Below are 24,606 nucleotides of genomic sequence, written 5' to 3'. Positions count from 1 at the left end.
GCCCGCATTTGATCAATCACCGCCTTGTAGTCCGGCTTGCCGAAGATCGCACTGCCGGCCACAAAGGTGTCGGCGCCGGCGTCGGCAACGCGGCGGATGTTGTCGGGCTTGATGCCGCCGTCCACTTCCAGGCGAATGTCTTTGCCGCTGGCCTCGATGCGTTTGCGCGCGTCCTCGATCTTGCGCAGCGCCGAGTCGATGAAGCTCTGGCCGCCGAAGCCGGGGTTGACGCTCATGATCAGGATCAGGTCGATGTCGTCGATCAGCCAGTCCAGCACATCCAGAGGCTGCCCGGGGTTGAAGGTGAGGCCGGCCTTGGCGCCCTTGGCCTTGATGGCCTGAACGCTGCGGTGCACGTGAGCGCTCGCATCGGGGTGGAAGCTCACCAGGTCGGCACCGGCGTCGATGAAGGCGCCGGCCAGCGCGTCCACCGGCTGGATCATCAGGTGCACATCGATCGGCACCGGCGTGCCGTCGGGTTTTTTGGCGTGGGGTTTGAGCGCCTGGCAGACCATGGGGCCGAAGGTCAGGTTGGGCACGTAGTGGTTGTCCATCACGTCGAAATGGATCCAGTCGGCACCGGCAGCAATGACGTTTTTCACCTCTTCACCCAGGCGGGCAAAGTCGGCGGACAGGATGGACGGGGCGATGAACGCGGCGCTGGGGTTCTGTGACATGGGCAACCTGTGGTGGGGGAATATGTGGACGGTCGGGTGCATTTTGTCAGGCCTCACGGCGCAGCGCATGCCCGGGGTAACATGCCGCCCATGCCCAAATACCTGTTCACCTGCGAGGTCGAACCCCAGTACCTCAGCGAGCAGTCTTCACCCGAGGAAGACCAGTACGCCTTCGCTTACACCATCACCATCACCAACACCGGTGAAGCGACGGCGCAGCTGATCTCGCGGCACTGGATCATCGACGACGAACAGGGCCACACCGAGCAGGTCAAGGGCCTGGGCGTGGTGGGACACCAGCCGCTGTTGCGCCCGGGCGAGTCGTTCCAGTACACCAGCGGTACCCGCCTGAAGACGCCCACCGGCAGCATGCGAGGGAGCTTTTTCTGCGTGGCCGAAGACGGCGAACGTTTTGAGGCCGTGGTGCCCGCGTTCGCCTTGCGCGCCAGCGGCGCCGGTGACGCGCCATCGCGGGTGCTGCACTGAAACGCAGCTCCTCGCCCATGGCCGTCACTGCCCTCATCGACAGCCTCGACCCCGACGCGCCCCTGGCGCAACGCCACCTGTGGCTGATCGACGCCATGCACTGGGTGCGCGGCGACGAAAAAGACGTGCAGGCCAGCGTGGCCCGGGTGCGGGAGTTTCTCGACAGCGTGCAGGCCCACCCCGATCAGCAGCAGCGCTGGCGCCGCTGGTGGCAGCGCTTTGTGGAAACGGTGGACATCACCCCGCTGCTGGCCGACCATGGTTTTGCCCCGCGCACGGCTTTCCTGAGCGAGTTCGGCAACCGCCTGCGCAAGAAGGCGCTGCCGCACACACCCGAAACCCACGATCTGGGCGAGCTGTTCGACCTGCTGCTGCCCTCGCGTTTTGACGTGCGCTGGCTCAAGGCGCTGGACAGCGCGACCCTGCTGCGCCTGCGCGACCTGTTGATCGGTACGGGGCTGGAGCCCGGCGCCGACACCGCGGACTTCTGGCAGGTGGCCCTGATGGACGCCATGATTTCCTGCGTGAGCCAGGTCAGCGCGACCGGTTTTGCCTCCGAAATCCGGGTGCGCATGTCGCCCGAGGCCCAGGAGCAGAAGCCGTTCCACCAGTTGCCCAGCGACCTGGAATCGCTGCGCCGCGCGGTGCGCGTGCACGGTGCGCAAAGCCCCGAAGCGCTGGAGGCGGCCACGCGGCTGCGCAACCAGCTCGACGCATGCCGCCATGCGGCCTACTCGGTCTATTCGCACCTCGAAGAACACGGCGTCTCGGTGGGCATCGTGTTCCGCCTGCGCCAGCTGCGTGAGCGCGTGGTGCGGGTGAAGGAACTGCTCGACTGCCTGCAGTCCGACCAGCCCGAGCGCGCCACCGTCGCCCTGCTCGCAGACCTGGCCCAGGTGGGCCTGGACAACCGCAGCATCCGCTCGCTGATCGCGGCCAGCTCGCACCTCACCGCCGCCAAGGTGGCCGAGCGCAGCGCCGAAACCGGGGAGCACTACATCACCCGCAACGCCGCGGAATACAAGGACATGTTGGGCAAGGCCGCCGGTGGCGGCGCGGTGATCGGCTTCACCACCTGGGTGAAGTTCGCGCTCTACGGCCTGGGCCTGTCGGCCTTCTGGAGCGGCTTTGCCGCCGGCCTGAACTACGCGGCCTCGTTCGTGCTCATCATGCTGCTACACCTCACCGTGGCCACCAAACAGCCGGCGGTGACGGCGCCGGCCATGGTGGCCAAGCTCAAGGACATCAAGGCGCCGGGCTCGGTCAAACGTTTTGTGGATGAGGTGGCCAACCTGTTCCGCTCGCAGGTGGCGGCCATCGTGGGCAACATCGGCCTGGTGATTCCCGTGGTGCTCCTGATCAGCTCGGTGCTCGCGTTCACCACCGGCAGCGCCATGGTGGACCAGGAGAAGGCGCGCCACACGCTCGAGAGCACCAGCCTGCTCGGGCCCACCCTGCTGTTCGCCGCGTTCACCGGCGTGCTGCTGTTCGCCTCCAGCATCGTGGCGGGCTGGGTGGAAAACTGGTTCGTGTTCCACAAGCTGCACTCGGCCATGGAACACAACCCGCGTTTCACCCAGGTGCTGGGGCGCCAGCGCGCGGCGCGCTGGGCCAACTTCACGCGCACCAACATCTCGGGGCTGGCGGCCAACATCTCGCTGGGCTTCATGCTGGGCCTCACACCGGCCTTTTTGCAGTTCTTCGGCATCGGGATCGATGTGCGACACGTGACCCTGTCGGCCGGCCAGGCGGCTGCCTCGGCCTTTGCACTCGGCCTGAACGTGCTCGTGGAACCGGCCTTCTGGTGGGCGGTGGCGGGCATCGCGGCCATCGGCCCGATCAACCTCGGCGTGAGTTTTTACCTCGCGTTCCGGCTGGCCTTGCAGGCGCAGAACATCAGCGAGGTGAACCGCCAGCTGATCCGCGCCGCGATCAGACAGCGCATTGTCCTGGCGCCGCTGAGCTTTTTGCTGCCTCCGCGCGACACGCCCCCGGGCGACCCCGCCCCCGAACAGCACCATGGGTGAATTCGAACTCATCCGGCGCCACTTCCAGCGCGCCGGCCAGGTGGCCCGCCCCGCGGTGACACTCGGCATTGGCGACGACTGCGCCCTGCTGCAACCCCACCCGGGCTTCCAGCTCGCAGTGTCCACCGACATGCTGGTCGAGGGCCGGCACTTCTTCGCTGACGTCAACCCGGAAGCGCTGGGACACAAGGCGCTGGCGGTGAACCTGAGCGATCTGGCCGCCATGGGCGCGCGCCCGCTCGGCTTCACGCTCGCCCTGGCCCTGCCCCATGCCGACGAGGTCTGGCTGGCCGCCTTCGCCCGCGGCCTGTTCGCGCTGGCCGATGTCCATGCCTGCCCGCTGGTGGGGGGCGACACCACACGCGGCCCGCTCAACATCTGCATCACGGTGATGGGCGAGGTGCGCCCCGGCCTGGCCATGCAGCGCAGTCAGGCGCAGGTGGGCGACGACCTGTACCTCACCGGACGCACCGGTGAAGCCCGGCTCGCGCTGGAGCTGATGCAGGGTTCCGACTGGGCCACCCAGGCCTGCGGGCCCCAGGCACTGAGCCAATACCCCGAGCTGAGGGCACGGCTGGAGCGCCCCACGCCCCGCCTGGAACTGGGCACGCTGCTGGCGGTGCTGGGCAACGCGGTGCACGCGGCCATCGACGTGAGCGACGGCCTGGCGGGTGACATCGGCCACATCCTGGCCGCCAGCGGCGTGGGCGCCGAGATCGCCCTGGCCCGGTTGCCCACAGCGCCTGCGCTGGCTTTGCTGCCCGACGCCCGGCGCATCGACTGCCTGCTCAACGGCGGCGACGACTACGAACTGCTGTTCACCGCCGCGCCGATCGCGCGCGCCGCGGTGGATGCGGCGGCCAAGGCCAGCCACACGCCAGTGCAGCGCATTGGCCGCATCAGCGCCGCGCCGGGCCTGCGCGTGCTCGATACTTCGGGCCACCCGGTGGCAGTTTCAGCGCGCGGCTTCGACCATTTCGCCTGACACCGAGCCGCTATTGGCGCCGAGCAGCGCGCCCACGATCTGCGCCACGCGCCGCTGCTGCAGTCGCCCCGCTTCCACCCACACCACGCGCCCGGCCGGCGCACCGGCCAGATCCGCCAGCGCCGTGCTCCGGTCGGTGCTGGCATCGAACAACAACACCACGCGCTGCAGGTGCGACGCGGTGGCCAGCACGCCCAGCTCATGGCGGCAACCCTGGTTGCGCGCCTGGAAGCCGCGCAGGTCCATCAGCACCACATCGGCCTGCGCCACCAGCGCGGCCAGCGCCTGCTGCCAGGTGCTGTCGTAGCAGTAGCACTCGTTGACGCGGTAACGGCCGTCGGGGTCGGGCGCCAGATCAAAGTCGCGCAGACGTTCGGCGACCTGCGCTTCGTTGGCCACGAAGCGGTCGGCCAGACGCCCGTTCAGGAAGGTGAACACATCGTCCGGGTCGATGGTGCGGCTGAGCAGGTCGGTGCCCGCGATCAGCACCGTGTTGCCCGAGAGTCGCCAGCGCTCGACCACGCGGTCGAACAGGGTCTGTACGCCCACGTCTTGCTGGAACACTCGCAGCACCAGCAAGGTGGGCGGCGCACCGTGCGGCGCCAGCCAGCCACGCAAGCCCCAGGCCGCCAGCGGGATCCACAACCAGGGAATGAACTGGGTGAGCGCCATCCAACCCACCGCTTCCAGCGCTGTCAACGCCGACGCGCCCAGCGCCACCAGCCAGTACGCCGCCAGCAGATACCAGAGATCGGAAAAGCGCTTGGCCCGGTAAGCGCGCGCCAGCGAGCGGGCGATCGCCCAGGCCGGCCACGCCAGCAGCAACCAGGGCGCGACCGCCATCACGGTGATGGCGGGCCAGACCCCGATGGCGCCCACCAGCCGGATCACCCACCCGGGTGGGTCCTGCGCTCCGCTGGCCATCACCTGCAGGGTCAGCACCGAGGAAGCCGCCAGCATCAGGAAGATGGGCAGCAAATAAGGCGCGACCGCCCGGATGCGGCCACTGGCACCGATCACCAGCGTGACCAGCACCGGGATCAGCACCAATCCGCCGAGCCAGCCCAGCGATGTGGCCAGCGGCTGCGGCGACACGGAACGCCACAGCGTGAGCGCCAGCATGGCCAGCAAATAGAGCCCAATGGCGCCCAGCGTGCGCAGCCACGACCAGCGCCGCACCAGGCCCCAGGTGAGCGCCATGGGCCAGGCATAGACCACGCCCAGCGTGAGCGCGCGGCCCACACTGAGCAACTCAGCGCCGTAGACGAAGAGCAGCGCGAGCACCGACTGGGTGATGCCGATCAGCAGGCTCAGTGCGCTCACGGCGAACAGGTAGCGCCAGCTCGCCCGCCGGTTGGCCACCGCATCCAGCGTGACGACGGGCTTGGCGGGCGCAGGCGCCCGGGCAGCAGCGACCGCCTGCGCCGGATCGGGCGGAGGCGACCGTTTCATGAGCGCCAGCATGCGGCGGCGGTACAGCCCCGAGACCACCCAGGAAGCCGCGCCCGTGAGCAGCACGCCCAGCACCATGGCCGTGAGAATGGCACCCGAGTTCAGCTCCATGCGGCCCCCTTTTTTCGTTCACGCCAGTATCCCGCCGGCGTCACGGGTCAGCAAGACCGCACGCCCATAATTCGTCCATGACCGAGACCGCCACCGCCCCCATGGCCCGCCCGACCTGGGCCTTTTTGTCGTCCCACCCAGCCCACTTCATCGCGCTGGGCGCGGGCGCCGGCCTGAGCCGTTTTGCACCCGGCACCGTGGGCACGTTGTGGGCCTGGGCGTCGTTTCTGCTGTTGCAACCGCTGATGTCGCCCGTCGCCTGGGCGCTGCTGATCGGTGCCGGCACGCTGGTGGGCTGGTGGGCCTGCACCGTCACTGCGCAACACATGCGTGTGGCCGACTCCGGCCACATCGTGTGGGACGAGGTGGTGGCCTTCTGGCTGGTGCTGTGGCTGATCGCGCCGGCAGGCTTCTGGGCCCAAATGGTGGCGTTTGTGCTGTTCCGGTTCTTCGACGCGGTGAAGTTCGGCCCCATGGCCTGGGCCGACAAGACCTTCAAGGGCTTCGGGCCACGCGGCGGTTTCGGCATCCTGCTCGACGATTTCGCTGCGGCGCTCTGCACGCTGCTGGTCATTGCAATCTGGAAATTTTGACCATGGACATCGCCGATCTGGTGTTGGTGCTCGCGCGCGAACTCAAAAGCCGCGGATGGAAGATGGCCACCGCCGAGAGCTGCACCGGCGGCCTGATTGCCGGCGCCTGCACCGACGCGAGTGGCTCCAGCGACTGGTTTGAGCGCGGCTTCGTCACCTACTCCAACGCCGCCAAGACCGAGCTGCTGGGCGTGCCCGCCGAGCTGATCGAAGCCCACGGCGCGGTCAGCGAACCGGTGGCGCGCGCCATGGCGGCGGGGGCAATCCTCCATGCCCCGGTGCAATTGACGGTCGCCGTCACCGGCGTGGCCGGCCCCACCGGCGGCAGCGCCGACAAACCGGTGGGCACGGTGTGGTTCGGCTGGGCCACACCGGCAGGCAGCTTCACCGAGCACCAGCGCTTTGACGGCGACCGCGCTGCCGTGCGCGCCGCCACCGTGCGCCACGCGCTGGCCGGTCTGCTGCAACGCCTGCCCTGAGGCGCGGCCATGGAACCGTTCAAGAACCTGGTCAACGCCACCACCGTGGCCAACGCCGGCCTGCACCTGCAGCGCGCGTGGTCCGGCTTCGACCGCCCACGCTTCGAAGCGCTCGCCAACCACGGCCTCGATGCGCTCGAACTCAAGGCGCGCATGCTGCAACTCGCCGATGCGATGCGCGCCACCTTGCCCGACGATTTCAACAACGCGTGCAACGTGCTCGAGACCAGCCTGGCGCCACCGCTGCCGATGGACGCCAAAGGTGAGCCCGAGGGTCTTTCTGGATCAGCGGCCGAGTCGGGCCTGGCCGGCTGGGTCATCTGGTCCATGGGGGAGTTCGTGGCGCGCCACGGCCAGCACGACGTGGCGCGGTCACTGACCTGTCTGCACGCCCTCACCCAGCGCTCCACAGCCGAGTTCGCGATCCGGCCGTTCATCCAGCAGCAGCCCGAGGCCGTGTGGCCCGTGCTCACGCGCTGGGCGAACGACCCGAGCGCACACGTGCGCCGGCTGGTCAGCGAAGGCAGCCGCCCGCGCCTGCCCTGGGGACTGCGCCTGCAGGCGCTGGTCGCCGACCCCACGCCCACGCTGCCGTTGCTGCGCGCCTTGCAGGACGACCCGAGCAGCTACGTGCGCCGCAGCGTGGCCAACCACCTCAACGACATCGCCAAGGACCACCCGGACCTGGTGGCCGGCTGGGTGAAAGACCACCTGATCGAGGCCACACCCGAACGCAACGGACTCTTGCGCCACGCCAGCCGCAGCCTCATCAAGCAGGGCCACGCACCCACGCTGGCGGCCTGGGGGCTGGCCAGTGGTTTGAAGGGGCACGCCGGCCTGAGCCTGTCGGCGCCCAGCGCGTCGGTGGGTGAATCGATCGGGCTGCGCGTGACACTGCGGTCCACCGCACGCCAGGCCCAGCCGCTGGAGATCGACTACGCGGTGCACCACGTGCGCGCCAACGGCAGCAGCTCGCCCAAGGTCTTCAAGGGCTGGAAGCTCACACTGGCGGCCGGCGAACAACGCACGCTGGACAAGCGCCACAGCCTCAAACCGGTGACCACACGCACGCTCTACCCGGGCCTGCACCGCATCGAGCTGCGGGTCAATGGTGCGGCGCTGGCCGAAGCGTCGTTCGACCTCAAGCCTTGACGATGTGGGCATCGAGCCCGCGCCGCGGCGACGGTTGAATCGTCGGCGCAAAGCCGAGCCGGGCCCACATCTGCACCGTGAAGCGCGGTGCGGGTGCGCCCACCTGTTCGTGAATCTCGCGGTAGGGCGCGGCCACCTCGGGGTACTCCTGCAGCGCCTGTGAAATCGGTTGCATCGACAGGCCCTGCGCGGTGGCCGCGAGCTGCGCGCGCACCCAGGCGCGTCCGGCGTTGACCTGCGTCACGCGGTCGTTGCCCTCGGTCACGAGCCAGTAAAAAGCCGGCGTGCCGTCGATGTGGGCATTGAACTCGTTGATCTGGCCGGTGGTGGCCTGGTCGTCGGGCGCGGGTGCCACGGTGCGGTCGAACAAGCCCAGCGCGGTGATGGCGCGCACCATCGGATCGTTGAGAGAAATGCCGTCGCGGTGCTGCGCAATTTCCTTCGGTCCCACCCGCAGCACCTTGAACGATTCGAGCACCGTGCGCGGCGTGGTCAGTTCGATGCGCCAGGCTTCCTTGGCAATGCGGCGGTGCTGCGCCATGGCGTCCGCTTGCTCGTTGGTGACGAAACCGGTGCGCCAGGCCGCACCTGCGGTGCTGGCAGCGATGGCCTGCAAGGCCTCGGCCGACGGCAGCCGCGCCTCGTAAGCCTCGCGGTTGGTGCGGCGGTTGAACACGTGTGCGAACAAGGGATCGGCCTGCACCGAAGCATCAGCCACCAGGCGCACCCGAGCCGTGGGGCGCGCGTCCACGGTGGTGGGCGCAAACACGCCCTCGGGGAACAACGTGATGTCGGCGCGCTGGCCTTTCTGCCGCGCGGCCTGGTCGAGCAGCTCCAGAAAGGTGCCCTGGCTCATCATCATCTGGCGCGAGAACGGATCGGTCTCGGGCAGCAGCCGGCTGCGGTCGATGAAGAGCGTGATCTCGTCGGGCACGCTCAGGTCCACCAGCCACGACTGAAGGTTGTGCGAGTGCGGGGCGAGGATGGCGTGCGCCAGGATCCACCGGCGCACATCCGGCTCGTTGCCGGGGCCCTGCCAGGCGGCGATGGCCTCGGGCGGCAGCGTGCTGCTGCAGCCAGGCAAGGTGGTCGCGGTGGCGGCTGCGATGACGCCGCCGCCAGTGAGGCGAAGAAAGCTTCTTCGGTCCATGGTGCACTCCCGAGGTGTGGATTGGGTGGGTCTGGCCGGCACCAACCAGTGCACGGCCCTGGAACGCATTGTGGAAACGTCCTGCCCCATACACAATTGCCTGAAACCAAACACCAGACATTCAAGAATGCATACCGGTGATTTCAACTGGGCCTTGATTCCCTCGTTCCTCGCCGCGCTGGACCGGGGCAGCCTCATGGCAGCAGCGCGCACTCTCGACACCAGCCAGCCCACCGTGGGCCGGCACATCGGCGAACTGGAGGCGCAACTCGGCGTGGTGCTGTTCGAACGCACCGGCCGTGGCCTGGTGCCCACTGCGCACGCCCACCGCCTGGCCGAGGCCGCTCGCAGCATGTCGGGTGCGGCTGACCAGCTGGCGAGACAAGCCTCGGGCGCTCAGCTTGAGGCACGAGGCACCGTGCGCATCAGCGCGAGCCAACCCGTCACTTGCGTGCTGCTGCCCCCGCTGTTGCGACAGATGCGCGAGCTGCACCCGGACATCCAGATCGAACTGGTGTCCAGCAACGCGGTGAGCAACCTGCTGCAGCGCGAGGCCGACATCGCGCTGCGCATGGTGCGGCCCGACCAGAGTTCGCTGGTGGCCAAACGCGTGGGGCGGGTGACGATCGGCACCTTCGCGCACCGCGACTACCTGCGCCGGCGCGGCACGCCTCGCGTGCCCACCGACCTGCTCGTCCACGACCTCGTGGGCAACGACCGCAACACCGACATCCTGCGCGGCTTCGCTGCCATGGGTTTCCCTTTGCAGCGCGAAGATTTCGCGGTGCGCACCGACGACCTCAACGCCTACCAGGCCGCGGTGACTTCGGGGCTGGGCGTGGGTTTTCTCGCGCGCTATGCGGTGCGAGAGAACCCCGAGCTGGTGCCGCTCTTGCCCATGCTGGACATTCCACCGCTGCCCATGTGGCTGGCGGTGCACCGGGAAATTCGCAGCAACCCACGCATCCGCCGGGTGTGGGACTTTCTGGCGACCGCATTGCCGCAGGCTTTGGCCTGAACACACACAAGCCGCACCTACACTCGACAGCGAGGAGTCAACACATGAGCGCCGACTGGTTCAACGGTTTCGAGTTTCAACAGATCCAGACGCAGGGCGCCCACGCAGCCCTGCGAGTGGGCGGACGCACCGACGGCCCCGCACTCGTGCTGCTGCACGGTTTTCCGCAAACCCATGTGATGTGGCATCGCGTGGCGCGCGAGCTGGCGCCCCACTTCCAGCTGGTGCTTCCCGATCTGCGCGGGTATGGCGATTCGTCGCACGCGCCCGGCGAGAGCGACCACAGCACCTACAGCAAACGCGCCATGGCACAAGATGTGATCGACGTGGTGAACGCTCTGGGCATCGACACCTTCTTTCTCTGCGGGCACGACCGGGGTGGGCGCGTTGCACACCGCCTGGCGGTGGACCACCCCGAGCGTGTGCGCAAGCTCTGCGTGATCGACATCGCACCCACGCTCGACATGTACGCCCGCACCGACATGGCGTTTGCCCGCGCCTACTACCACTGGTTCCACCTGATCCAGCCCGCACCGCTGCCCGAGCGCATGATCGGCGGCAACGCGCAGGCCTACCTGCACGCCAAGCTCGGCGGTTGGGGATCGGCGCAGGGCGGCACGCGCCTGCCCCACATCGAACCGCAGGCCCTGGCCGACTATGAGCGCTGCTTCTGCCGCGCCGAGGCGATCCACAGCGCCTGCGAGGACTACCGCGCCAGCGCGGGCATCGACCTCGAACACGACCGCGACAGCCGCGAGCGCGGACAACGCATCGCTTGCGACACGCTGGTGCTCTGGGGCCAGCGTGGTGTGGTGCAGAAGCTGTTTGATCCGCTCGCCCTGTGGCAAGCCCAGTGCGCGGGCACCGTGAGCGGACAGGCCATGCTGGCGGGCCACTTCATTCCCGAAGAACTGCCCGAGGCCACGGCCGCTGCCCTGCGCAGCTTCATGATCACCACCGACTGAAAGACCCCATGCTCACCGTCCACCACCTCAACAACTCGCGCTCGCAGCGCGTGCTCTGGCTGCTCGAAGAACTGGGCGTGCCGTATCAGATCGAGCGCTACCAGCGCGACCCCAAGACCATGCTGGCGCCGCCCGCGCTGAAGAAGGTCCACCCACTGGGGAAGTCGCCTGTGGTCACCGACGGGCAGGCCACGCTGGCCGAGTCGGGCGCGATCATCGAATACCTCGTGGAGCGCTACGGCGAGGGCAAGTTCTCACCCGAGCCCGGCACGCCTTCGTTTCTGCGCTACCGCTACTGGCTGCACTACGCCGAAGGCTCGCTGATGCCGCCGCTGCTGATGAAACTCGTGTTCGACGAGGTGGAGAAAGCCCCGCTGCTGGTGCGCCCGATCGCCAAGGCGATCTCGGCCACGGTGCACAAGCGCTTCATCACACCCAACCTCACGCAGCACCTGGACTTTCTCGAAGGTGAACTGGCCACCTCGAACTGGTTCGCCGGGCGCTCGTTCAGCGCGGCCGATGTGCAGATGAGTTTTCCGGTGGAAGCCGCTGCGGCCCGCGCGGGACTGAACGAAAGCCGCCCCAAGCTCATGGACTGGCTGCGCCGCATCCACGCGCGCCCGGCTTACCAGCGCGCGCTGGTGCAGGGTGGGCCGTTTGAGTTGAAGTGAGCGGGCGGGACCGATCCGGCGCCGGGCCGCCCCAAGCCGGATCAGCCCCCTCGGGGGGCAGCGACCCGCGCAGCGGCGGAGCGTGGGGGCCTGCTTCCTTCAGGCACCGTGGCACTTTTTGTATTTTTTTCCGCTGCCGCACGGACAAGGATCGTTGCGCCCCGGTGTCTCGGCCTTGCGGATCGGCTCCACGCGCGGGCCCAGGCTGCGGCCGATCTGGGCCAGGTCGTAAACGGCCCAGATCGCCGCACCGAACGCGTTGAGGCGCTCGTCGCTCACGCTCGGCGGGCCATCTTCGGCGTGCATGTTCACCGTGGGCTTGCCGGTGTCGTCCTCGGTCAGGGCCACCAGGTGGTCCAGCGCCTCGTCGATCCAGGCGGCGGTGTCCTTGTCGCGCGGCGGCTCCCAGTCTTCGGGCCAGTTTTCCACCACGAACATGAAGCCCAGCGCCCACACCTGCGCGTAGGCCGGCAACTCCTGGTCTTTGAAGTCGGCACGTTCGGCTTCGGGCAGTGAAGCCACGGCACCGCGCACGTCCATCAGTTCGGGGTGGTAGCTGCGCTCGTCTTCCAGCGACTCCACCGGCGATGCCAGTGAGAAAGAGACCTCGGCGCTGCGGCGCGCCCACAGCGCCATGAACTGCTCGTACTGCGCGGTGTTGGCGAAGTGCGTGCCGTCTTCCTGCGGTGCGGTGGGCAGGGGGCCGGTGCCCAGCAGCATGGGCAGGAACTCGGCCGGCTCCACCGGGCGGCGTGTGCACAGCAGCGCCGCCATGGCGCCTTCGCAGAACTCCCACTGCGGCACGTCTTCGCCGCGCGTGCGCAGGTCGTCCAGGATCGCGTCGAGGGTGTCGTAGTCGTCGTTGTCCAGCGCGCCGGCGGGATCGGGCGATGTGTTCAGGGGGATGTTCATGGGGATCGTGTGGGCTGCAGAGGCCCGGGTTTTATGATGGGCTGAAGTGTATTCCGCACCCTCTGCCGAAAGCCCGCATGCTCGACCGCCTCAACGCCCTCTACCCCGTGCGCTACACCGCGCTTGGCCTGTGTGTGGTGCTGGCGTTGCTGAGCCTGTTCACGCTGATTGCGTTTGACATCGGTGCTTTCTGGTTCCTGGTGTTCACCGGTCTCTCGGTGGTGGGCGTTCTGGACATGCGGCAAACCAAAAGTTCGGTGCTGCGCAACTACCCCGTCATTGGCCACCTGCGCTTCATGCTGGAGAAGATCCGGCCCGAGATCCGGCAGTACTTTCTGGAAAGCGACAACGAGGCCACCCCGTTTTCGCGCAGCCAGCGCAGTCTGGCCTACGCGCGCGCCAAGGGCGAGACCGACAAGCGCCCCTTCGGCACCCAGGTGGACCAGAACGCCACCGGCCACGAATGGCTCAACCACTCGATGGCGCCCAGCCTGATCGCCTCGCACGACTTCCGCCTCACCATCGGCGGGCCGGGCTGCACACAACCCTATGAAGCGAGCGTGTTCAACATCTCGGCCATGAGCTTTGGCGCGCTCTCGGCCAACGCCATCCAGGCGCTCAACGCAGGCGCGAAACGCGGTGGCTTCGCGCATGACACCGGCGAAGGCTCAATCTCGGCCTGGCACCGGCTGCACGGCGGCGACCTGATCTGGGAGATCGGCTCGGGCTACTTCGGCTGCCGCGACGAGAACGGCCACTTCAGCCCCGAGCGCTTCCAGGCCAATGCGATGGACCCGCAGGTGAAGATGGTCGAGATCAAGCTCAGCCAGGGCGCCAAACCCGGGCACGGCGGTGTGTTGCCCGGCCCCAAGGTCACGCCCGAGATCGCCGCTGCCCGCGGCGTGATCGTGGGCCAGGACTGCGTGTCACCGGCCGCACACAGCGCGTTCTCCACACCCATCGAACTCATGCATTTCATCGTGCGCCTGCGCGAACTCTCCGGTGGCAAACCGGTGGGCTTCAAGCTGTGCATCGGCCACCCGTGGGAATGGTTCGCCATTGCCAAGGCCATGCTGGAAACCGGCATCACGCCCGACTTCATCGTGGTCGATGGCGCCGAGGGCGGTACCGGTGCGGCGCCGCTGGAGTTCACCGACCACGTGGGCGCACCGCTGCAGGAAGGTCTGCGCCTGGTGCACAACACCCTGGTGGGCGTGAACCTGCGCGACCGCATCAAGATCGGCTGCGCCGGCAAGGTGATCAGCGCCTTCGACATCGTGCGCGCCATGGCGATTGGCGCCGACTGGTGCAACAGCGCGCGCGGCTTCATGTTTGCGCTGGGCTGCATCCAGGCACAGAGCTGCCACACCGGCCAGTGCCCCACCGGCGTGACCACCCAGGATCCGGTGCGCCAGCAGGCGCTGGTGGTGCCCGACAAGGCCGAACGCGTGTTCCAGTTCCACCAGCGCACACTCATGGCCTTGCAGGAGCTCATCCAGGCTGCTGGCCTGCAACACCCAGCCGAGATCACCGCCCACCACCTGGTGCGCCGCGTGAACCAGAACGAGGTGCGTCTGCTCGCGAACCTGCTGCCCGAAACCCTGCCCGGCGCGCTGCTGCACGACCTCACCGGCCAGCACGCGGTGTTCACCACCTACTGGCCGCAAGCGCATGCGGACCGCTTCGGGCTGGCTTGAGCAGCAGCTCGCGCCTCAGATGCGCGAGCCGTCTTCCAGAAACCGCTCTTCGCGCACGAACACGCCTTGCGCGTCGTAGGACTTGCGGCGCAGCAGCACACCGCGCTCACCATGTTCGTCTTCCACCGCCAGCACGCCCGCTTCGGTGAAGTACTTCTGCCAGCCCAGCAAGCGGCCGTTGCGCTCCACATTCACCGCCGCAGGGAGACCGTTGTCCCAGAAGCTCTCGGTGGTGCGCTCCTGGTTGCGTCCGTCGCGGCGGATCTGCTGGCGCACTTTCTGCTGGCCGTTCAGGTACCACTGCTGGATGCGCTGCTCGTAACCCTCGGCCCAGGTGGTTTCCTGCGTCAGCTGGCCGCTCTCGGCCCACTCGCGTGAGACCCCCTCGCGGCCTTCGCGGCTGTTGGGGTCGCGCTCGATGAAGTCGGCTTCTGATCGTGGTTGGCCCGAGGGGTAGAACACGCGCTTGATGCGCCGCCCGTCCTTGAGCTCTTCGTTGCGCACGAGCCGACCTTCGCGGTCCAGAACGCTCAGGCGCTGCATCTGGCCCTGCAGATAGCTCACGGTGCCGGCGGGCTGTCCGTCTGCGCGGTGGAGCGTGACCGCACTCGCGCGGCCCGTGTGGCCACACACCTCGCGGTCTTGCGGCACCAGTGTCACGGCGGCGCAGCGCAGCTCGGTCAGGCGACCGTCGGCGAGGTAGCCGATGGTGAGCACGGTGCGCCGGCCAGCCGAGAAGTGCAGCTCCTGCAGGTGGCCGGCCCCGGCAAAGTTTTTCTGCACGCCCACGGCGCTGCCGTCCTCATAGTTTTCCTCTTTGCGCAGCGTGCCCTTGGCGTCGAAGGTGCGCGCCACGCCGTCGCGGTTGCCGCGTTCGTTGAGGCTGTATTCACGACGCTCCCCGTCGGCCAGCACCATGAGCACCGGGCCGACGTACTTGCCGTCGCGCAGGGTCTGGTCGAGCCGGCGCACCTGCCCGCTGTCGTCGGTGCAGCGCATCACGCCGCTCTTGCCGGCGGTGGTGTGGCCGTTGGCGCGGCTCACGCTTTCGCCGTTGAGCTCACAGCTCTGAACGGCCCAGACCTGGGCACTGAACAAGGCGCCCAGGGCCAGCAGCGTCAGACGGATTTCAATCAACATGGGTCGAACTCCATTCACGACACACCTGCACACCGATGCGCGCCAGGCGCTTGGCCATGCACAGCACCGCGTCGTCCTTGCTCACCAGTGTGGCGCGGTGCGCCGCTGCGAGATCAATGAACTTCTGGTCGTCGGGGTCTTTGCAGGTGTAGGCGGCCTTGGGCGCCTCGGCCACGAGGCGCGTGCAGCGGTCGAAGGCGTCGAGCACGTCTTGCGCGGGCCGGGCCTGCGCGTTGAGGCGGCGAGCGATCTGCGGGTAGTCGAGCACACGCACGAGTTCTTCGCGCATGGCGGCGGTGGCGATCCATTGGCCCCCGGCCAGGGCTGCGCGCAACGGCTCGGTGGCCGGGTCTTCAAAGACGAAGAGGTCGAGCGCGATGTTGGTGTCGAGCACGAGCGGGTTCACGAGCGAGGTCTCTTGATCCAGAGATGTCGCGGATCCGGCTTCGCCGGTCCTAGACATCGCCCCCTTGAGGGGGACGCGCGGAGTGCGGCGGGGGTGCCTCCCGCCTTGCCGTCAAGTCAAAGCGGAACAACCGGCATTCGATCGGGCCGTTCCATAGCGGCACGCGGCGCGATTCCTTGAAGCGCATCTTGCCGGGCAGCTTGAGGTCGGGCGTGAGCAGCCAGGCTGTCCATCCGGCGTAGTGGCTTTTCCAGTGGGCGGCGAGCTGGTTGAAGAAGTCGCTGCCGTCGCCACCGTCGGGCATTTGCGCGCTCTCCCTTCCGAGTCCAGGCGCAGGCGGTGCGGCTTTGCCCACCGTGAAGGTGCGCGGCTCGCGCGGCGCCATGCGCTGGGCGCGGGCGCTCGCACGGTCTTCCGAACTCTGGCCCGCCACACCGGCGGCGGCAATGCGCTCGCCATACGGGGGGTTGAGCAGCATCACGCCGGGTTTGTCGCTCGGCGGCATGCGCTGCAAGGCGTCGCCGCCGCGCAGTTCGATGGCGTGGGCCACGCCGGCGCGCTCGGCGTTGCGCTGCGCAAAGTCGACCATGCGGAAGGACACGTCGCTGCCGAACACGATGGGCGCGTGGCCTTCGGGCCAGTCGCGTTGCTGGCGCTCGGCCTCTTCCAGAAGCGGTATCCACACGTGCGACTGGAACGGCAGCAGCTTTTCGAATGCAAACCGGCGCAGCAGGCCGGGCGCGATGTTGAGCGCGATCTGCGCGGCTTCGATCACCACCGTGCCACTGCCGCAGCAGGGGTCGTACAGCGGCACGATCTCGTCCAGCGGCTGGTCGGCACACGCGTCCCAGCCGGTGGCGGCGATCATGGCCGCGGCCAGGGTTTCCTTCAGCGGCGCGTCGCCCTTGTCTTCGCGCCAGCCGCGCTTGAACAGCGGCTCACCCGAAGTGTCGATGTACAGACTCACGGTTTCGGTGGTCAGGTGCACGTAGATGCGCACGTCGGGCCAGGTGGTGTTGACGCTGGGACGCTCGCCGCGCTTTTCGCGGAAGCGGTCGCAGATCGCATCTTTCACCTTGAGTGCGGCGAAGTTCAGGGAAGTCAGCGGGCTGTGCTGCGCGGTGATCTCGACCTTGATGGTCTGCGCCGGCGTGAACCAGATCTCCCACGCCACCTCGCTGGCGGCGTGGTACAGGTCCTGTTCCGATCGGTATCCACCGTGCCAGAGCTGCACCAGCACGCGCTGCGTGAGGCGACTGTGCAGATTCAGGCGCATGGCGTCGCGCCACGAGGCGTTGAGTGCGACACCGCCGCGCGCCTTGTGCGGCGCGTCCACGCCGGTGATGCGCTTCACCTCGGCGGCGAGCATGTCCTCCACGCCGGCGGCGCAGGGGAGAAAAACTTGTAGCTGGTTCAAAGCGATTTTCTAAGGTTGGCCGGGGCGATGCGCAGCGCCTCGCGGTACTTGGCCACCGTGCGGCGCGCACACTCGATGCCCTGCTCGCGCAGCAGGTCGGAGAGCTGGTTGTCCGACAGGGGCTTGGTGGCCTCTTCGGCGGCGATGAATTGTTTGAGCAGCGCACGCACGGCCGTGCTCGACGCGTTGCCGCCAGTCTCGGTGCCCAGCGACGAGCCAAAGAAGTACTTGAGCTCGTAAGTGCCGAACGGCGTGGACATGTACTTGGCGGTGGTGACGCGGCTGATGGTGGACTCGTGCAGGCCGAGCTCGTCGGCGATCTCGCGCAACACCAGCGGGCGCATGGCGAGTTCGCCGTGCATGAAGAAGTTGCGCTGGCGCTCGACGATGGCGCTGGACACGCGCAGGATGGTGTCGAAGCGTTGCTGGATGTTCTTGATGAACCAGCGCGCCTCCTGCAGGCGCTGCTGCATGGCGGCGTGGCCGGCTTCGCCACCGTTGTCCCGCCCGCCGCGGTTCTGGCGCATGGCGCTGGCGTACACGTCGTGCACGCGCAGGCGCGGCATGACCTCGGGGTTGAGCAGCACCTTGAAGCCCCGGCCGGCGCGCGTGACCAGCACGTCGGGCACCACCACGTTGCGCTCCACGTCCACAAAACGGCGGCCCGGCTTGGGCTCCAGCCGGGCAATGAGCCCGAGCGCGGCGCGCACGGTCTCGTCGTCCAGCCCGCACAGGTTGCACAGGCGCTTTACGTCGCGCTTGGCCACCAGTTCCATGGATTGCCCACAAATGGCCAGGGCCGCACGGGCTTCGGGCGTGTTGCGCATCTCCAGGATTTGCAGGCGCAGGCACTCGGCAAGGTTGCGAGCGCCCACCCCAGCGGGCTCCATGTGTTGCAGCAGCTGCAGGGCCATGGCCAGGCGTTGCTCGAGTGCTTCGCGTTCTTCCAGCCCTTCGTTGGGATCGTCGGTTGCCATCCGGCCCGACAGGGCCTGCCAGGCCGCAGCCAGTTCGGCCAGGCTGTCTTCGATGTAACCGTCGTCGCTGAGCGACTCGATCAGGAAATACAGCGCGGCGCGGTCTTCTTCCGACAGGCGCAGGCAGCGCGCCTGGTCGTGCAGGAAATCCTGCAGGCTGATGTGGGCGCGGGCCAGGTCGGCAGCACTCGCGGTGTCGTCGTCGCCGGACGCATTGTTGTTGCGCGCAGGCGCGTCGCCGCCCCACTCGCTGTCGTCCGGCGCCATCTCCACCGTACCGTCGCCCTCCCAGCTTTCTTCCACCGGCGTGGCGCCGTCGAGCTTGCCCTCGATGGCATCGCCCTCACTGGTGTCGCTGCTCGTGCTGCTGCTGGATTCGGTGCTGGAGAGCATCGGGCCCGGCGCCTCGGGCATGTCGGGCGCCACCGAGGCTTCTGCAATCTGCTCGCCCGCGCTCACCGGCACGTCGGTCTGCTCCAGCCCGAAGGTTTCACGGTCGGCCGCGTCTTCGGAGCGCTCCAGAAACGGGTTCTCGTCGAGCATCTGCTCGACCTCCTGCGCCATCTCCAGCGTGGAGAGCTGCAACAGGCGGATGGATTGCTGCAACTGGGGCGTGAGCGCCAGGTGCTGCGAAACCCTGAGTGACAGGCCTTGTTTCATGAGCGCGACCGTGTGCAAACAGGAAGACGATTCGCCGCCGGGCCGCCCCAAGGCGAATCAGCCCCCTTGGGGGGCAGCGAAGTACACAAAGTGACGAGCGTGGGGGCCATCACATGCGAAAGTGTTCGCCGAGATAAACGCGGCGCACGTCGGCGTTTTCCACGATCTCGGCCGGCGTGCCGCTGGTGAGCACATGGCCGTCGTTGATGATGTAGGCGCGGTCGCAGATGCCCAGGGTCTCGCGCACGTTGTGGTCGGTGATGAGCACACCGATGCCGCGCGACTTGAGGAAACCGATGATGCGCTGGATCTCGATCACCGCGATCGGGTCGATGCCGGCGAAGGGCTCGTCGAGCAGGATGAAGCGCGGGTTGGTGGCCAGGGCCCGCGCAATCTCGACCCGGCGGCGTTCACCGCCCGAGAGGGCTGGTGCGGGCGAATCGCGCAGGTGGTCCACGTGCAGGTCCTTGAGCAGCTCGTCCAGGCGCGCCTCGATGGCGGTCTTGCCCAAGGCCTTGCCGGCTTCGTCCTCCTGCAGCTCCAGCACGGCGCGCACGTTGTCGGCCACGTTGAGCTTGCGGAAGATCGACGCCTCTTGTGGCAGATAGCCCAGCCCCAGGCGCGCGCGCCGGTGGATGGGCAGGTCCTGGATGGCCTGGCCATCGAGCAGGATCTGCCCGGCGTCCGAGCGCAGCAAGCCCACCAACATATAGAAAGAGGTGGTCTTGCCGGCGCCGTTGGGGCCCAGCAGGCCGACCACTTCGCCTTTGAAGACCGCGAGCGACACGTCCTTGACGACCTTGCGGCTGCCGTAGGCCTTTTGCAGGCCCTGGGCCTCGAGACGGCTGATGTCGGTGACGGGCGCAGCGCGTTTGCCCGGGCTCTTGGCCTTGGCCGAGGGCATCGCCGTCACTTCTGGCCCTCGCCGAGCTGGTTGCTGGGGCGCAGGTTGGCCGGCGGCGCCGGCGTGGCGGCGGGTGCGCCCTCTTTGGGCACGGGCGTGAGCATGGCGCGCACGCGGCCGGTGGGGTTGCTGGCGGTGCGGTTGGCCACGCCTCCGTCCACGGTGAACACGTCGGTGGTGTTGTTGTAGACGATCACGCTGCCGGTGGTTTCGTCGTTGAGCTGGGTGCCCTTGAAGCGCTTGAGCACGGCGTCACCCACAAAACGCACGGTGTCGGCCTGGCTGTCGTATTCGATGCGCTGGGCCGTGCCCTCGATGAATTCGTCCACCCCGTCGCGCTTCTGGCGAAAAAAACCGGGGCTGCCGTTGACGATGCCGAACTGGTTGCCTTGTGCGTCCTGCCGGACTTCGACTTTGGCGCCGCGAATGACGATGGTGCCCTTGGTGATGATCACGTTGCCGGTGAAGATGCTGGTCTGGCGCGCGTCGTCATAACGCAGTGCGTCGGCCTCGGCGTTGAGCGGCAGGTTGCGGTCGGCCTTTTCGGCCTGCGCCGCTGCGGCAAACAACAGGCCCGCCAGAAGGCAGCCGGTCAGTAGCAAGGGGTGGCGAAGGCGCATGGGGGTGGTGACAGCAGGAGGATTTGAGGGCACGAAACTTGCATTCATTGTAACGACGTGATGCCCGCTGAACGGGTGGCGAGCGCCCTTTACCGGGTCTTTTCTCACATCGATTCAAGAAGTTGCGTCGAGTCGCCCGACGCCTGTGCCCGCAGCGCCAAAGAGAAAGCCCGCAGTGCGGGCTTTCTCTTTGGGGGGAGCAAACCTGGTCAGCCTTTGCGGACCTCGGCAATCAGCGCATCGGCCACCACCAGGGTGCGGGGGCCTTGACCGTTGACGTAGTAACGGCCGGCCACGCCCAGCGACGGTGTGCCTTCGACCTTGTAGGCATCCTGCAACTGGGTGGCCTTGGTGGCCAGGCCGGCGGCGGCGCCGTTGTAGAAGGCATTGAAGCGGGCCATGTCCACGCCGCCCTGCTTTTCGATCCAGGCGGTGATGGCGGGCTGGGTGGTGAGCTGCTGGCGGTCCACATGGATGGCCTGGAACACCTTGCTGTGCAGGCGCTCCACCAGCTTCATGTTTTCCAGCGTGAAGTACAGGCGCTGCATCGGCACGAACGCCGGGCTGAAGGCCACCGGCATGCGGCGCACTTTCACGCTGGCCGGCTGCTTTTTCATCCATTCGTCGAACATCGGCTCGAAGTTGAAGCAATGGACGCAGCTGTAGGCGAAAAACTCCACCACCTCGACCTGGCTCGCCGGGCTTTCCACGGGCGCCGCCGGGTTCAGACGAACGAAATCGGTGCCTTCCTTGGGACCCACGCGCTGGGCGAAGGCGGGGGTGACGAGACCACCGGCGGCGGCCAGGGCGGTGGTGCCGGCGGCCAGCAGGGACCGGGAAAAATCGCGACGTTGCATGGAATCAGACTCCTTGTGTGGACTGGTTTGGGGCTGGCGCGGCGGGGATAAGTTCCCGGCCTGTCCGCGAACCGGAATCAACGCTGGATGCGCACCAGCGCGGCTTCAACACCGTTGACTTCCAGCTGCTCCTGCGTGAGGTCGGCCAGGGCCTTCTGATTGAACGGCCCCACACGCACGCGGTACACCGTGCGTCCCGATTGTTCGCGCTCACTCACCTCGGCAGTGATGCCCAGCATGGCGAGTTTGGCGCGTTGCGTCTCGGCGTCCGCGGGGGTGCGGAAGGCGCCGGCCTGCACAAAGTAGGTGAACGGATCTGCACCAGGCGCGGGAGGTGTCGCGGCGGCTGTGGCGGGCGCGGCCGGCGCCTGACCCAGCCTGGATTGGGCGAGGTCACCCAGTGGATCGGCCGCTGGCACCGGGGGCAGGCTCTTGCCATCGGCCGGCGGCACCACGATGGCGCCCGCGGCTTCTGGCGGCGCGGCGGGCGCGGGCGCCGGGACCGCGCCTCCGTTCAAGGCCTGGTTCGGGTTCCAGCCCTTGTTGCGCTCAGCTTCCAAAGCGTCCTGGCCGGCGTTGCGCGAGACGTTGCGGTCGACAAAGGGAATCGGCACGCGGGTGACGTAGACCGCCACCGCCAGCGCAATGCCCAGTCCCACCAGCAGGCCCACCACAAAGCCGATCAGGGTGCCGCCGAGCGAGCTTGTGGACTTGGCAGGTTTCTTTTTCATCGCTTGTTTCACCATCACATTTTTTGCGGGGCACTGACGCCCAGCACAGCCAAACCATTGTGCAACACCTGTGCGGTGGCAGCGACCAGCGCGAGGCGCGCTGTCTTGACCACGGCGTCGTCCACCAGGATGCGCTCGGCGTCGTAGTAGCTGTGGTAACTCGCGGCCAGCTCGCGCAAATAGAAGGTCACGTCGTGCGGCGCCAGATCGCGCGCGGCGTCGGCCAACATGGCGGGGTACTTGGCCAGCAGCAGCATCAAGGCCTGGGCCGGCGCGCTGTCCAGCGCACCCAGATCGGCGTCTTTCAGCGTGGCCGCATCACCGCCCCAGCTGGCCAGCACCGAACAGATGCGCGCATGCGCGTACTGCACGTAATAGACCGGGTTGTCGTTGTTCTTCTGCACCGCGAGGTCCACGTCAAACGTGTACTCGGTGTCGGGCTTGCGACTGAGCAGGAAGAAGCGCACCGCGTCCTTGCTGGTCCATTCGATCAGGTCGCGCAGCGTCACGTAGCTGCCCGCGCGCTTGCTGATCTTGACCTCTTCGCCGCCCTTGACCACACGAACCATGGTGTGCAGCACGTAGTCGGGGTAGCCGGCGGGAATACCGACGTTGGCCGCCTGCAGGCCGGCGCGCACGCGGGCGATGGTCCCGTGGTGGTCGGTGCCCTGGATGTTGATGACCTTGGTGAAGCCGCGTTCCCACTTGCTGATGTGGTACGCCACGTCGGGCACGAAATAGGTGAACGAGCCGTCGGACTTGCGCATCACGCGGTCCTTGTCGTCACCGTAGTCGGTGCTCCTGAGCCAGAGCGCGCCGTCCTGCTCGTAGGTCTTGCCGGCGTCGATGAGCTTTTGCACCGTGGCCTCGACCCGCCCGCTGGTGTACAGGCTGGACTCCAGGTAGTAGTGGTCGAACTTCACCGCAAAGGCTTGCAGGTCGAGGTCCTGTTCGTGGCGCAGGTAGGCCACCGCGAACTGGCGCATGCCGTCCAGGTCGTTGATGTCGCCGCTGGCGGTGAACTCGCGGTCGTCGGCCTTCACGGTCTTCTTCGCCAGGAAGTCGGCCGCGATATCGGCGATGTACGCGCCGTTGTAGGCGTTCTCGGGCCACTGCGGATCGCCCGGCTTGAAGCCCTGCGCGCGCAGGTGGGTGGAGGTGCCCAGCGTGGCGATCTGCACGCCCGCGTCGTTGTAATAGAACTCGCGGTGCACGCTCCAGCCCTGGGTCTGGAACAGGCTGCAGATGGCATCACCCAGCGCGGCCTGGCGGCCATGGCCCACGTGCAGCGGGCCGGTGGGGTTGGCCGAGACGAACTCCACCATCAGCTTCTGGCCGTTGGGCTCTGCAATGCCAAAGCGCGCGCCGGCGGCCAGCACCTCGCGCACGATCTGCTGCTTGGCGGACGGCTTGAGGCGGATGTTGATGAAGCCGGGGCCGGCGATGTCGATGTCGGAGACCCACTGTTCGTATTCCACGCGGGCCCGCAGCGCACCGCGCAGGGTCTCGGCGAGCTGGCGCGGGTTGAGCTTGAGCGGTTTGGCCAGCTGCATGGCCGCGGTGCTGGCGAAATCGCCGTGCGCCGCCACCTTGGGCGACTCGAACGCCGCGCGCGCGGCAGCGCCGGGCAAAAGTGTGTCGAGCTCGGCGGCGAGGCCGTCGAGCAGTTCCTGTTTGATCTTGAGCATGGGCCCAATTTTAGGCGTCGGGCTCCGGCCTCACGGCGGCACGGGCCGCAGGTGCCGCGCGGCCGCCTCCTTCACCGCCGCCGTGAGCCGCTGCGCCGAGAGCGACTCGTGCGCCCAGTGTTGCCAGTACAGCACCACGTCCACGGTGGCGTCGGGCAGGATTTCCTGCAGGCCAGGGCGGGCGGCCAGGTGCTGCTCGGGCACCATGCCCCAGCCCAGGCCGAGTTCGATGGCGGTCTCGAAGGCTTCCACAGCGGGGGCGAAATGGCGCGGGTAGTTGGGCTGGCGCAGGCCGAAATGCTGCTCCAGAAACGCATCCTGAAGAGCGTCCTTGCGGTTGAAGATCACCGCCGGCTGGGCCAGCAGCTTGTGCACCGACACCGCGCCGCGCGGCGTGCGGCAGCGCTGCGCCACCGCCGGCGAGGCCACGCAGCGGTAGCGCATGACGCCCAGCGGCTCGGCCACGCAGCCGCGCATGGCGGTGGTGAGCGTGGTCACGCAGCCCATCACATCGCCGCTTTTGAGCGCGTCGTGCGTGTGGTCCTGGTCGTCGATCAGGATCTCCAGCAACAAATGGTGGCGTTGCAACAAGGCGGCCACACCGGGCAGGAACCAGCTGGCCACCGAGTCGGCGTTGATCGCCACACCCAGGCTTTGCCAGCGCACGCCGCCCCGGGGTTGAGCGCCGCCCTGCAAACCATCGAGCAGATCGGCTTCCATCAGCCGCACCTGCTTCACATGCCCCAGCAGCGCCTGACCGGCCGGCGTGGCGCGCACCTGTTTGCCGCGCACCAGCAGGCGCTGGCCCAGCGTGTCTTCGAGCGACTTGAT

Annotated in this window: 24 protein-coding genes; 10 read left to right on the top strand and 14 right to left on the bottom strand. The window is 67.7% G+C overall.

The window, feature by feature from the left end:
* The coding region (rpe, locus tag Q0C59_RS08085) for a ribulose-phosphate 3-epimerase (RefSeq protein ID WP_291213933.1) at positions 1–677 on the bottom strand (677 nt) is incomplete at its 3' end.
* A gap of 90 nt (positions 678–767) precedes the next feature.
* Here rpe and apaG point away from each other — a divergent pair.
* Genes apaG through thiL form a run of 3 tightly spaced genes read left to right on the top strand, consistent with a single transcriptional unit; the run spans position 768 to position 4,175 of the window.
* A complete protein-coding gene (gene apaG, locus Q0C59_RS08080; protein ID WP_291213931.1) occupies positions 768–1,163 on the top strand; it encodes a Co2+/Mg2+ efflux protein ApaG in 396 nt (131 codons plus the stop codon).
* 17 nt (positions 1,164–1,180) lie between these two features.
* Positions 1,181–3,190: a site-specific recombinase gene (locus tag Q0C59_RS08075; protein ID WP_291213929.1), complete on the top strand. Its 2,010-nt coding sequence runs from the start codon at positions 1,181–1,183 to the stop codon at positions 3,188–3,190.
* Complete coding sequence (thiL, locus tag Q0C59_RS08070) at positions 3,183–4,175, top strand: thiamine-phosphate kinase (RefSeq protein WP_291213927.1); 993 nt, start codon at positions 3,183–3,185, stop codon at positions 4,173–4,175. Before Q0C59_RS08075 ends, thiL begins: the two co-directional genes overlap by 8 nt.
* Here thiL and Q0C59_RS08065 read toward each other — a convergent pair.
* Positions 4,146–5,738 carry a hypothetical protein gene (locus Q0C59_RS08065; protein ID WP_291213926.1) on the bottom strand — a complete coding sequence of 531 codons (1,593 nt, stop codon included), beginning with the start codon at positions 5,736–5,738 and terminating at the stop codon, positions 4,146–4,148. The genes thiL and Q0C59_RS08065 overlap by 30 nt on opposite strands.
* 77 nt (positions 5,739–5,815) lie before the next feature.
* On the opposite strand from Q0C59_RS08065, the gene Q0C59_RS08060 reads away from it, so the two are divergent.
* Genes Q0C59_RS08060 through Q0C59_RS08050 form a run of 3 tightly spaced genes read left to right on the top strand, consistent with a single transcriptional unit; the run spans position 5,816 to position 7,962 of the window.
* Positions 5,816–6,331 carry a phosphatidylglycerophosphatase A gene (locus Q0C59_RS08060; RefSeq protein ID WP_291213924.1) on the top strand — a complete coding sequence of 172 codons (516 nt, stop codon included), beginning with the start codon at positions 5,816–5,818 and terminating at the stop codon, positions 6,329–6,331.
* Between the two features lie 2 nt (positions 6,332–6,333).
* A complete protein-coding gene (locus Q0C59_RS08055; RefSeq protein WP_291213922.1) occupies positions 6,334–6,810 on the top strand; it encodes a CinA family protein in 477 nt (158 codons plus the stop codon).
* Between the two features lie 9 nt (positions 6,811–6,819).
* A complete protein-coding gene (locus Q0C59_RS08050; RefSeq protein ID WP_291213920.1) occupies positions 6,820–7,962 on the top strand; it encodes a DNA alkylation repair protein in 1,143 nt (380 codons plus the stop codon).
* On the opposite strand, the gene Q0C59_RS08045 is transcribed toward Q0C59_RS08050, so the two are convergent.
* Entirely contained in the window at positions 7,952–9,112 is a 1,161-nt protein-coding gene (locus Q0C59_RS08045) for an Acg family FMN-binding oxidoreductase (protein ID WP_291213918.1), read from the bottom strand. The genes Q0C59_RS08050 and Q0C59_RS08045 overlap by 11 nt on opposite strands.
* Before the next feature lie 127 nt (positions 9,113–9,239).
* On the opposite strand from Q0C59_RS08045, the gene Q0C59_RS08040 reads away from it, so the two are divergent.
* From Q0C59_RS08040 to Q0C59_RS08030, 3 genes are read left to right on the top strand one after another with little or no spacing between them, the layout of a single operon-like run.
* The gene (locus Q0C59_RS08040) at positions 9,240–10,130 is read left to right on the top strand and encodes a LysR family transcriptional regulator (RefSeq protein ID WP_291213916.1); all 891 of its coding nucleotides are present in this window, start codon (positions 9,240–9,242) and stop codon (positions 10,128–10,130) included.
* A gap of 44 nt (positions 10,131–10,174) precedes the next feature.
* The gene (locus Q0C59_RS08035) at positions 10,175–11,095 is read left to right on the top strand and encodes an alpha/beta fold hydrolase (protein ID WP_291213914.1); all 921 of its coding nucleotides are present in this window, start codon (positions 10,175–10,177) and stop codon (positions 11,093–11,095) included.
* A gap of 8 nt (positions 11,096–11,103) precedes the next feature.
* Positions 11,104–11,766, top strand: a complete 663-nt coding sequence (locus Q0C59_RS08030) for a glutathione S-transferase family protein (protein WP_291213912.1) — start codon at positions 11,104–11,106, stop codon at positions 11,764–11,766.
* Positions 11,767–11,865: 99 nt separating this feature from the next.
* On the opposite strand, the gene Q0C59_RS08025 is transcribed toward Q0C59_RS08030, so the two are convergent.
* Positions 11,866–12,678: a YecA family protein gene (locus tag Q0C59_RS08025; RefSeq protein WP_291213910.1), complete on the bottom strand. Its 813-nt coding sequence runs from the start codon at positions 12,676–12,678 to the stop codon at positions 11,866–11,868.
* Positions 12,679–12,755: 77 nt separating this feature from the next.
* Between Q0C59_RS08025 and Q0C59_RS08020 the strand changes: the two genes are divergently transcribed.
* A complete protein-coding gene (locus tag Q0C59_RS08020; RefSeq protein ID WP_291213908.1) occupies positions 12,756–14,375 on the top strand; it encodes an FMN-binding glutamate synthase family protein in 1,620 nt (539 codons plus the stop codon).
* Between the two features lie 15 nt (positions 14,376–14,390).
* Here the strand turns inward: Q0C59_RS08020 and Q0C59_RS08015 are convergent, their stop codons facing one another.
* The 10 genes from Q0C59_RS08015 to argP all read right to left on the bottom strand — a co-directional run.
* On the bottom strand, positions 14,391–15,515 hold the full coding sequence (locus tag Q0C59_RS08015) for a toxin-antitoxin system YwqK family antitoxin (RefSeq protein WP_291213906.1): 1,125 nt from the start codon (positions 15,513–15,515) through the stop codon (positions 14,391–14,393).
* Positions 15,505–15,921, bottom strand: a complete 417-nt coding sequence (locus tag Q0C59_RS08010; RefSeq protein ID WP_291213904.1) for a putative toxin-antitoxin system toxin component, PIN family — start codon at positions 15,919–15,921, stop codon at positions 15,505–15,507. The genes Q0C59_RS08015 and Q0C59_RS08010 overlap by 11 nt, the downstream gene beginning before the upstream one ends.
* Positions 15,922–15,970: 49 nt before the next feature.
* Positions 15,971–17,338, bottom strand: a complete 1,368-nt coding sequence (locus Q0C59_RS08005) for a class I SAM-dependent RNA methyltransferase (protein WP_291213902.1) — start codon at positions 17,336–17,338, stop codon at positions 15,971–15,973.
* Positions 17,335–18,975, bottom strand: coding sequence for an RNA polymerase factor sigma-54 (gene rpoN, locus Q0C59_RS08000; protein ID WP_291213900.1), 1,641 nt, complete (start codon positions 18,973–18,975; stop codon positions 17,335–17,337). Before rpoN ends, Q0C59_RS08005 begins: the two co-directional genes overlap by 4 nt.
* Before the next feature lie 109 nt (positions 18,976–19,084).
* Positions 19,085–19,879, bottom strand: a complete 795-nt coding sequence (lptB, locus tag Q0C59_RS07995) for an LPS export ABC transporter ATP-binding protein (protein WP_291213898.1) — start codon at positions 19,877–19,879, stop codon at positions 19,085–19,087.
* A gap of 5 nt (positions 19,880–19,884) precedes the next feature.
* Positions 19,885–20,499 (bottom strand): lipopolysaccharide transport periplasmic protein LptA, encoded by a 615-nt coding sequence (gene lptA, locus Q0C59_RS07990; protein ID WP_291213896.1) that lies wholly within the window; start codon positions 20,497–20,499, stop codon positions 19,885–19,887.
* A 209-nt stretch (positions 20,500–20,708) separates the two neighbouring features.
* On the bottom strand, positions 20,709–21,356 hold the full coding sequence (locus tag Q0C59_RS07985; protein WP_291213894.1) for a thiol:disulfide interchange protein DsbA/DsbL: 648 nt from the start codon (positions 21,354–21,356) through the stop codon (positions 20,709–20,711).
* Between the two features lie 77 nt (positions 21,357–21,433).
* On the bottom strand, positions 21,434–22,087 hold the full coding sequence (locus tag Q0C59_RS07980; RefSeq protein WP_291213892.1) for an SPOR domain-containing protein: 654 nt from the start codon (positions 22,085–22,087) through the stop codon (positions 21,434–21,436).
* A gap of 14 nt (positions 22,088–22,101) precedes the next feature.
* Entirely contained in the window at positions 22,102–23,775 is a 1,674-nt protein-coding gene (argS, locus tag Q0C59_RS07975) for an arginine--tRNA ligase (protein ID WP_291213890.1), read from the bottom strand.
* Between the two features lie 30 nt (positions 23,776–23,805).
* Positions 23,806–24,606, bottom strand: an 801-nt coding sequence (gene argP, locus Q0C59_RS07970) for an HTH-type transcriptional regulator ArgP (protein ID WP_291213888.1), incomplete at its 5' end; no start/stop codon positions are given.

It is taken from the genome of Hydrogenophaga sp., from assembly GCF_022844385.1.
GTDB lineage: Bacteria > Pseudomonadota > Gammaproteobacteria > Burkholderiales > Burkholderiaceae_C > Hydrogenophaga.
Note: the sequence above shows the minus strand (reverse complement) of the source record. Positions and strands in the feature narration are given on the sequence as shown.

What these genes read in the sequence shown, in the direction of transcription:
- apaG (WP_291213931.1), top strand. Translation starts at nt 768, where the DNA reads ATGCCCAAATACCTGTTCACCTGCGAGGTCGAACCCCAGTACCTCAGC.
- Q0C59_RS08075 (WP_291213929.1), top strand. Translation starts at nt 1,181, where the DNA reads ATGGCCGTCACTGCCCTCATCGACAGCCTCGACCCCGACGCGCCCCTG.
- thiL (WP_291213927.1), top strand. Translation starts at nt 3,183, where the DNA reads ATGGGTGAATTCGAACTCATCCGGCGCCACTTCCAGCGCGCCGGCCAG.
- Q0C59_RS08065 (WP_291213926.1), bottom strand. Translation starts at nt 5,738, where the DNA reads ATGGAGCTGAACTCGGGTGCCATTCTCACGGCCATGGTGCTGGGCGTG.
- Q0C59_RS08060 (WP_291213924.1), top strand. Translation starts at nt 5,816, where the DNA reads ATGACCGAGACCGCCACCGCCCCCATGGCCCGCCCGACCTGGGCCTTT.
- Q0C59_RS08055 (WP_291213922.1), top strand. Translation starts at nt 6,334, where the DNA reads ATGGACATCGCCGATCTGGTGTTGGTGCTCGCGCGCGAACTCAAAAGC.
- Q0C59_RS08050 (WP_291213920.1), top strand. Translation starts at nt 6,820, where the DNA reads ATGGAACCGTTCAAGAACCTGGTCAACGCCACCACCGTGGCCAACGCC.
- Q0C59_RS08045 (WP_291213918.1), bottom strand. Translation starts at nt 9,112, where the DNA reads ATGGACCGAAGAAGCTTTCTTCGCCTCACTGGCGGCGGCGTCATCGCA.
- Q0C59_RS08040 (WP_291213916.1), top strand. Translation starts at nt 9,240, where the DNA reads ATGCATACCGGTGATTTCAACTGGGCCTTGATTCCCTCGTTCCTCGCC.
- Q0C59_RS08035 (WP_291213914.1), top strand. Translation starts at nt 10,175, where the DNA reads ATGAGCGCCGACTGGTTCAACGGTTTCGAGTTTCAACAGATCCAGACG.
- Q0C59_RS08030 (WP_291213912.1), top strand. Translation starts at nt 11,104, where the DNA reads ATGCTCACCGTCCACCACCTCAACAACTCGCGCTCGCAGCGCGTGCTC.
- Q0C59_RS08025 (WP_291213910.1), bottom strand. Translation starts at nt 12,678, where the DNA reads ATGAACATCCCCCTGAACACATCGCCCGATCCCGCCGGCGCGCTGGAC.
- Q0C59_RS08020 (WP_291213908.1), top strand. Translation starts at nt 12,756, where the DNA reads ATGCTCGACCGCCTCAACGCCCTCTACCCCGTGCGCTACACCGCGCTT.
- Q0C59_RS08015 (WP_291213906.1), bottom strand. Translation starts at nt 15,515, where the DNA reads ATGTTGATTGAAATCCGTCTGACGCTGCTGGCCCTGGGCGCCTTGTTC.
- rpoN (WP_291213900.1), bottom strand. Translation starts at nt 18,975, where the DNA reads ATGAAACAAGGCCTGTCACTCAGGGTTTCGCAGCACCTGGCGCTCACG.
- lptB (WP_291213898.1), bottom strand. Translation starts at nt 19,879, where the DNA reads ATGCCCTCGGCCAAGGCCAAGAGCCCGGGCAAACGCGCTGCGCCCGTC.
- lptA (WP_291213896.1), bottom strand. Translation starts at nt 20,499, where the DNA reads ATGCGCCTTCGCCACCCCTTGCTACTGACCGGCTGCCTTCTGGCGGGC.
- Q0C59_RS07985 (WP_291213894.1), bottom strand. Translation starts at nt 21,356, where the DNA reads ATGCAACGTCGCGATTTTTCCCGGTCCCTGCTGGCCGCCGGCACCACC.
- Q0C59_RS07980 (WP_291213892.1), bottom strand. Translation starts at nt 22,087, where the DNA reads ATGAAAAAGAAACCTGCCAAGTCCACAAGCTCGCTCGGCGGCACCCTG.
- argS (WP_291213890.1), bottom strand. Translation starts at nt 23,775, where the DNA reads ATGCTCAAGATCAAACAGGAACTGCTCGACGGCCTCGCCGCCGAGCTC.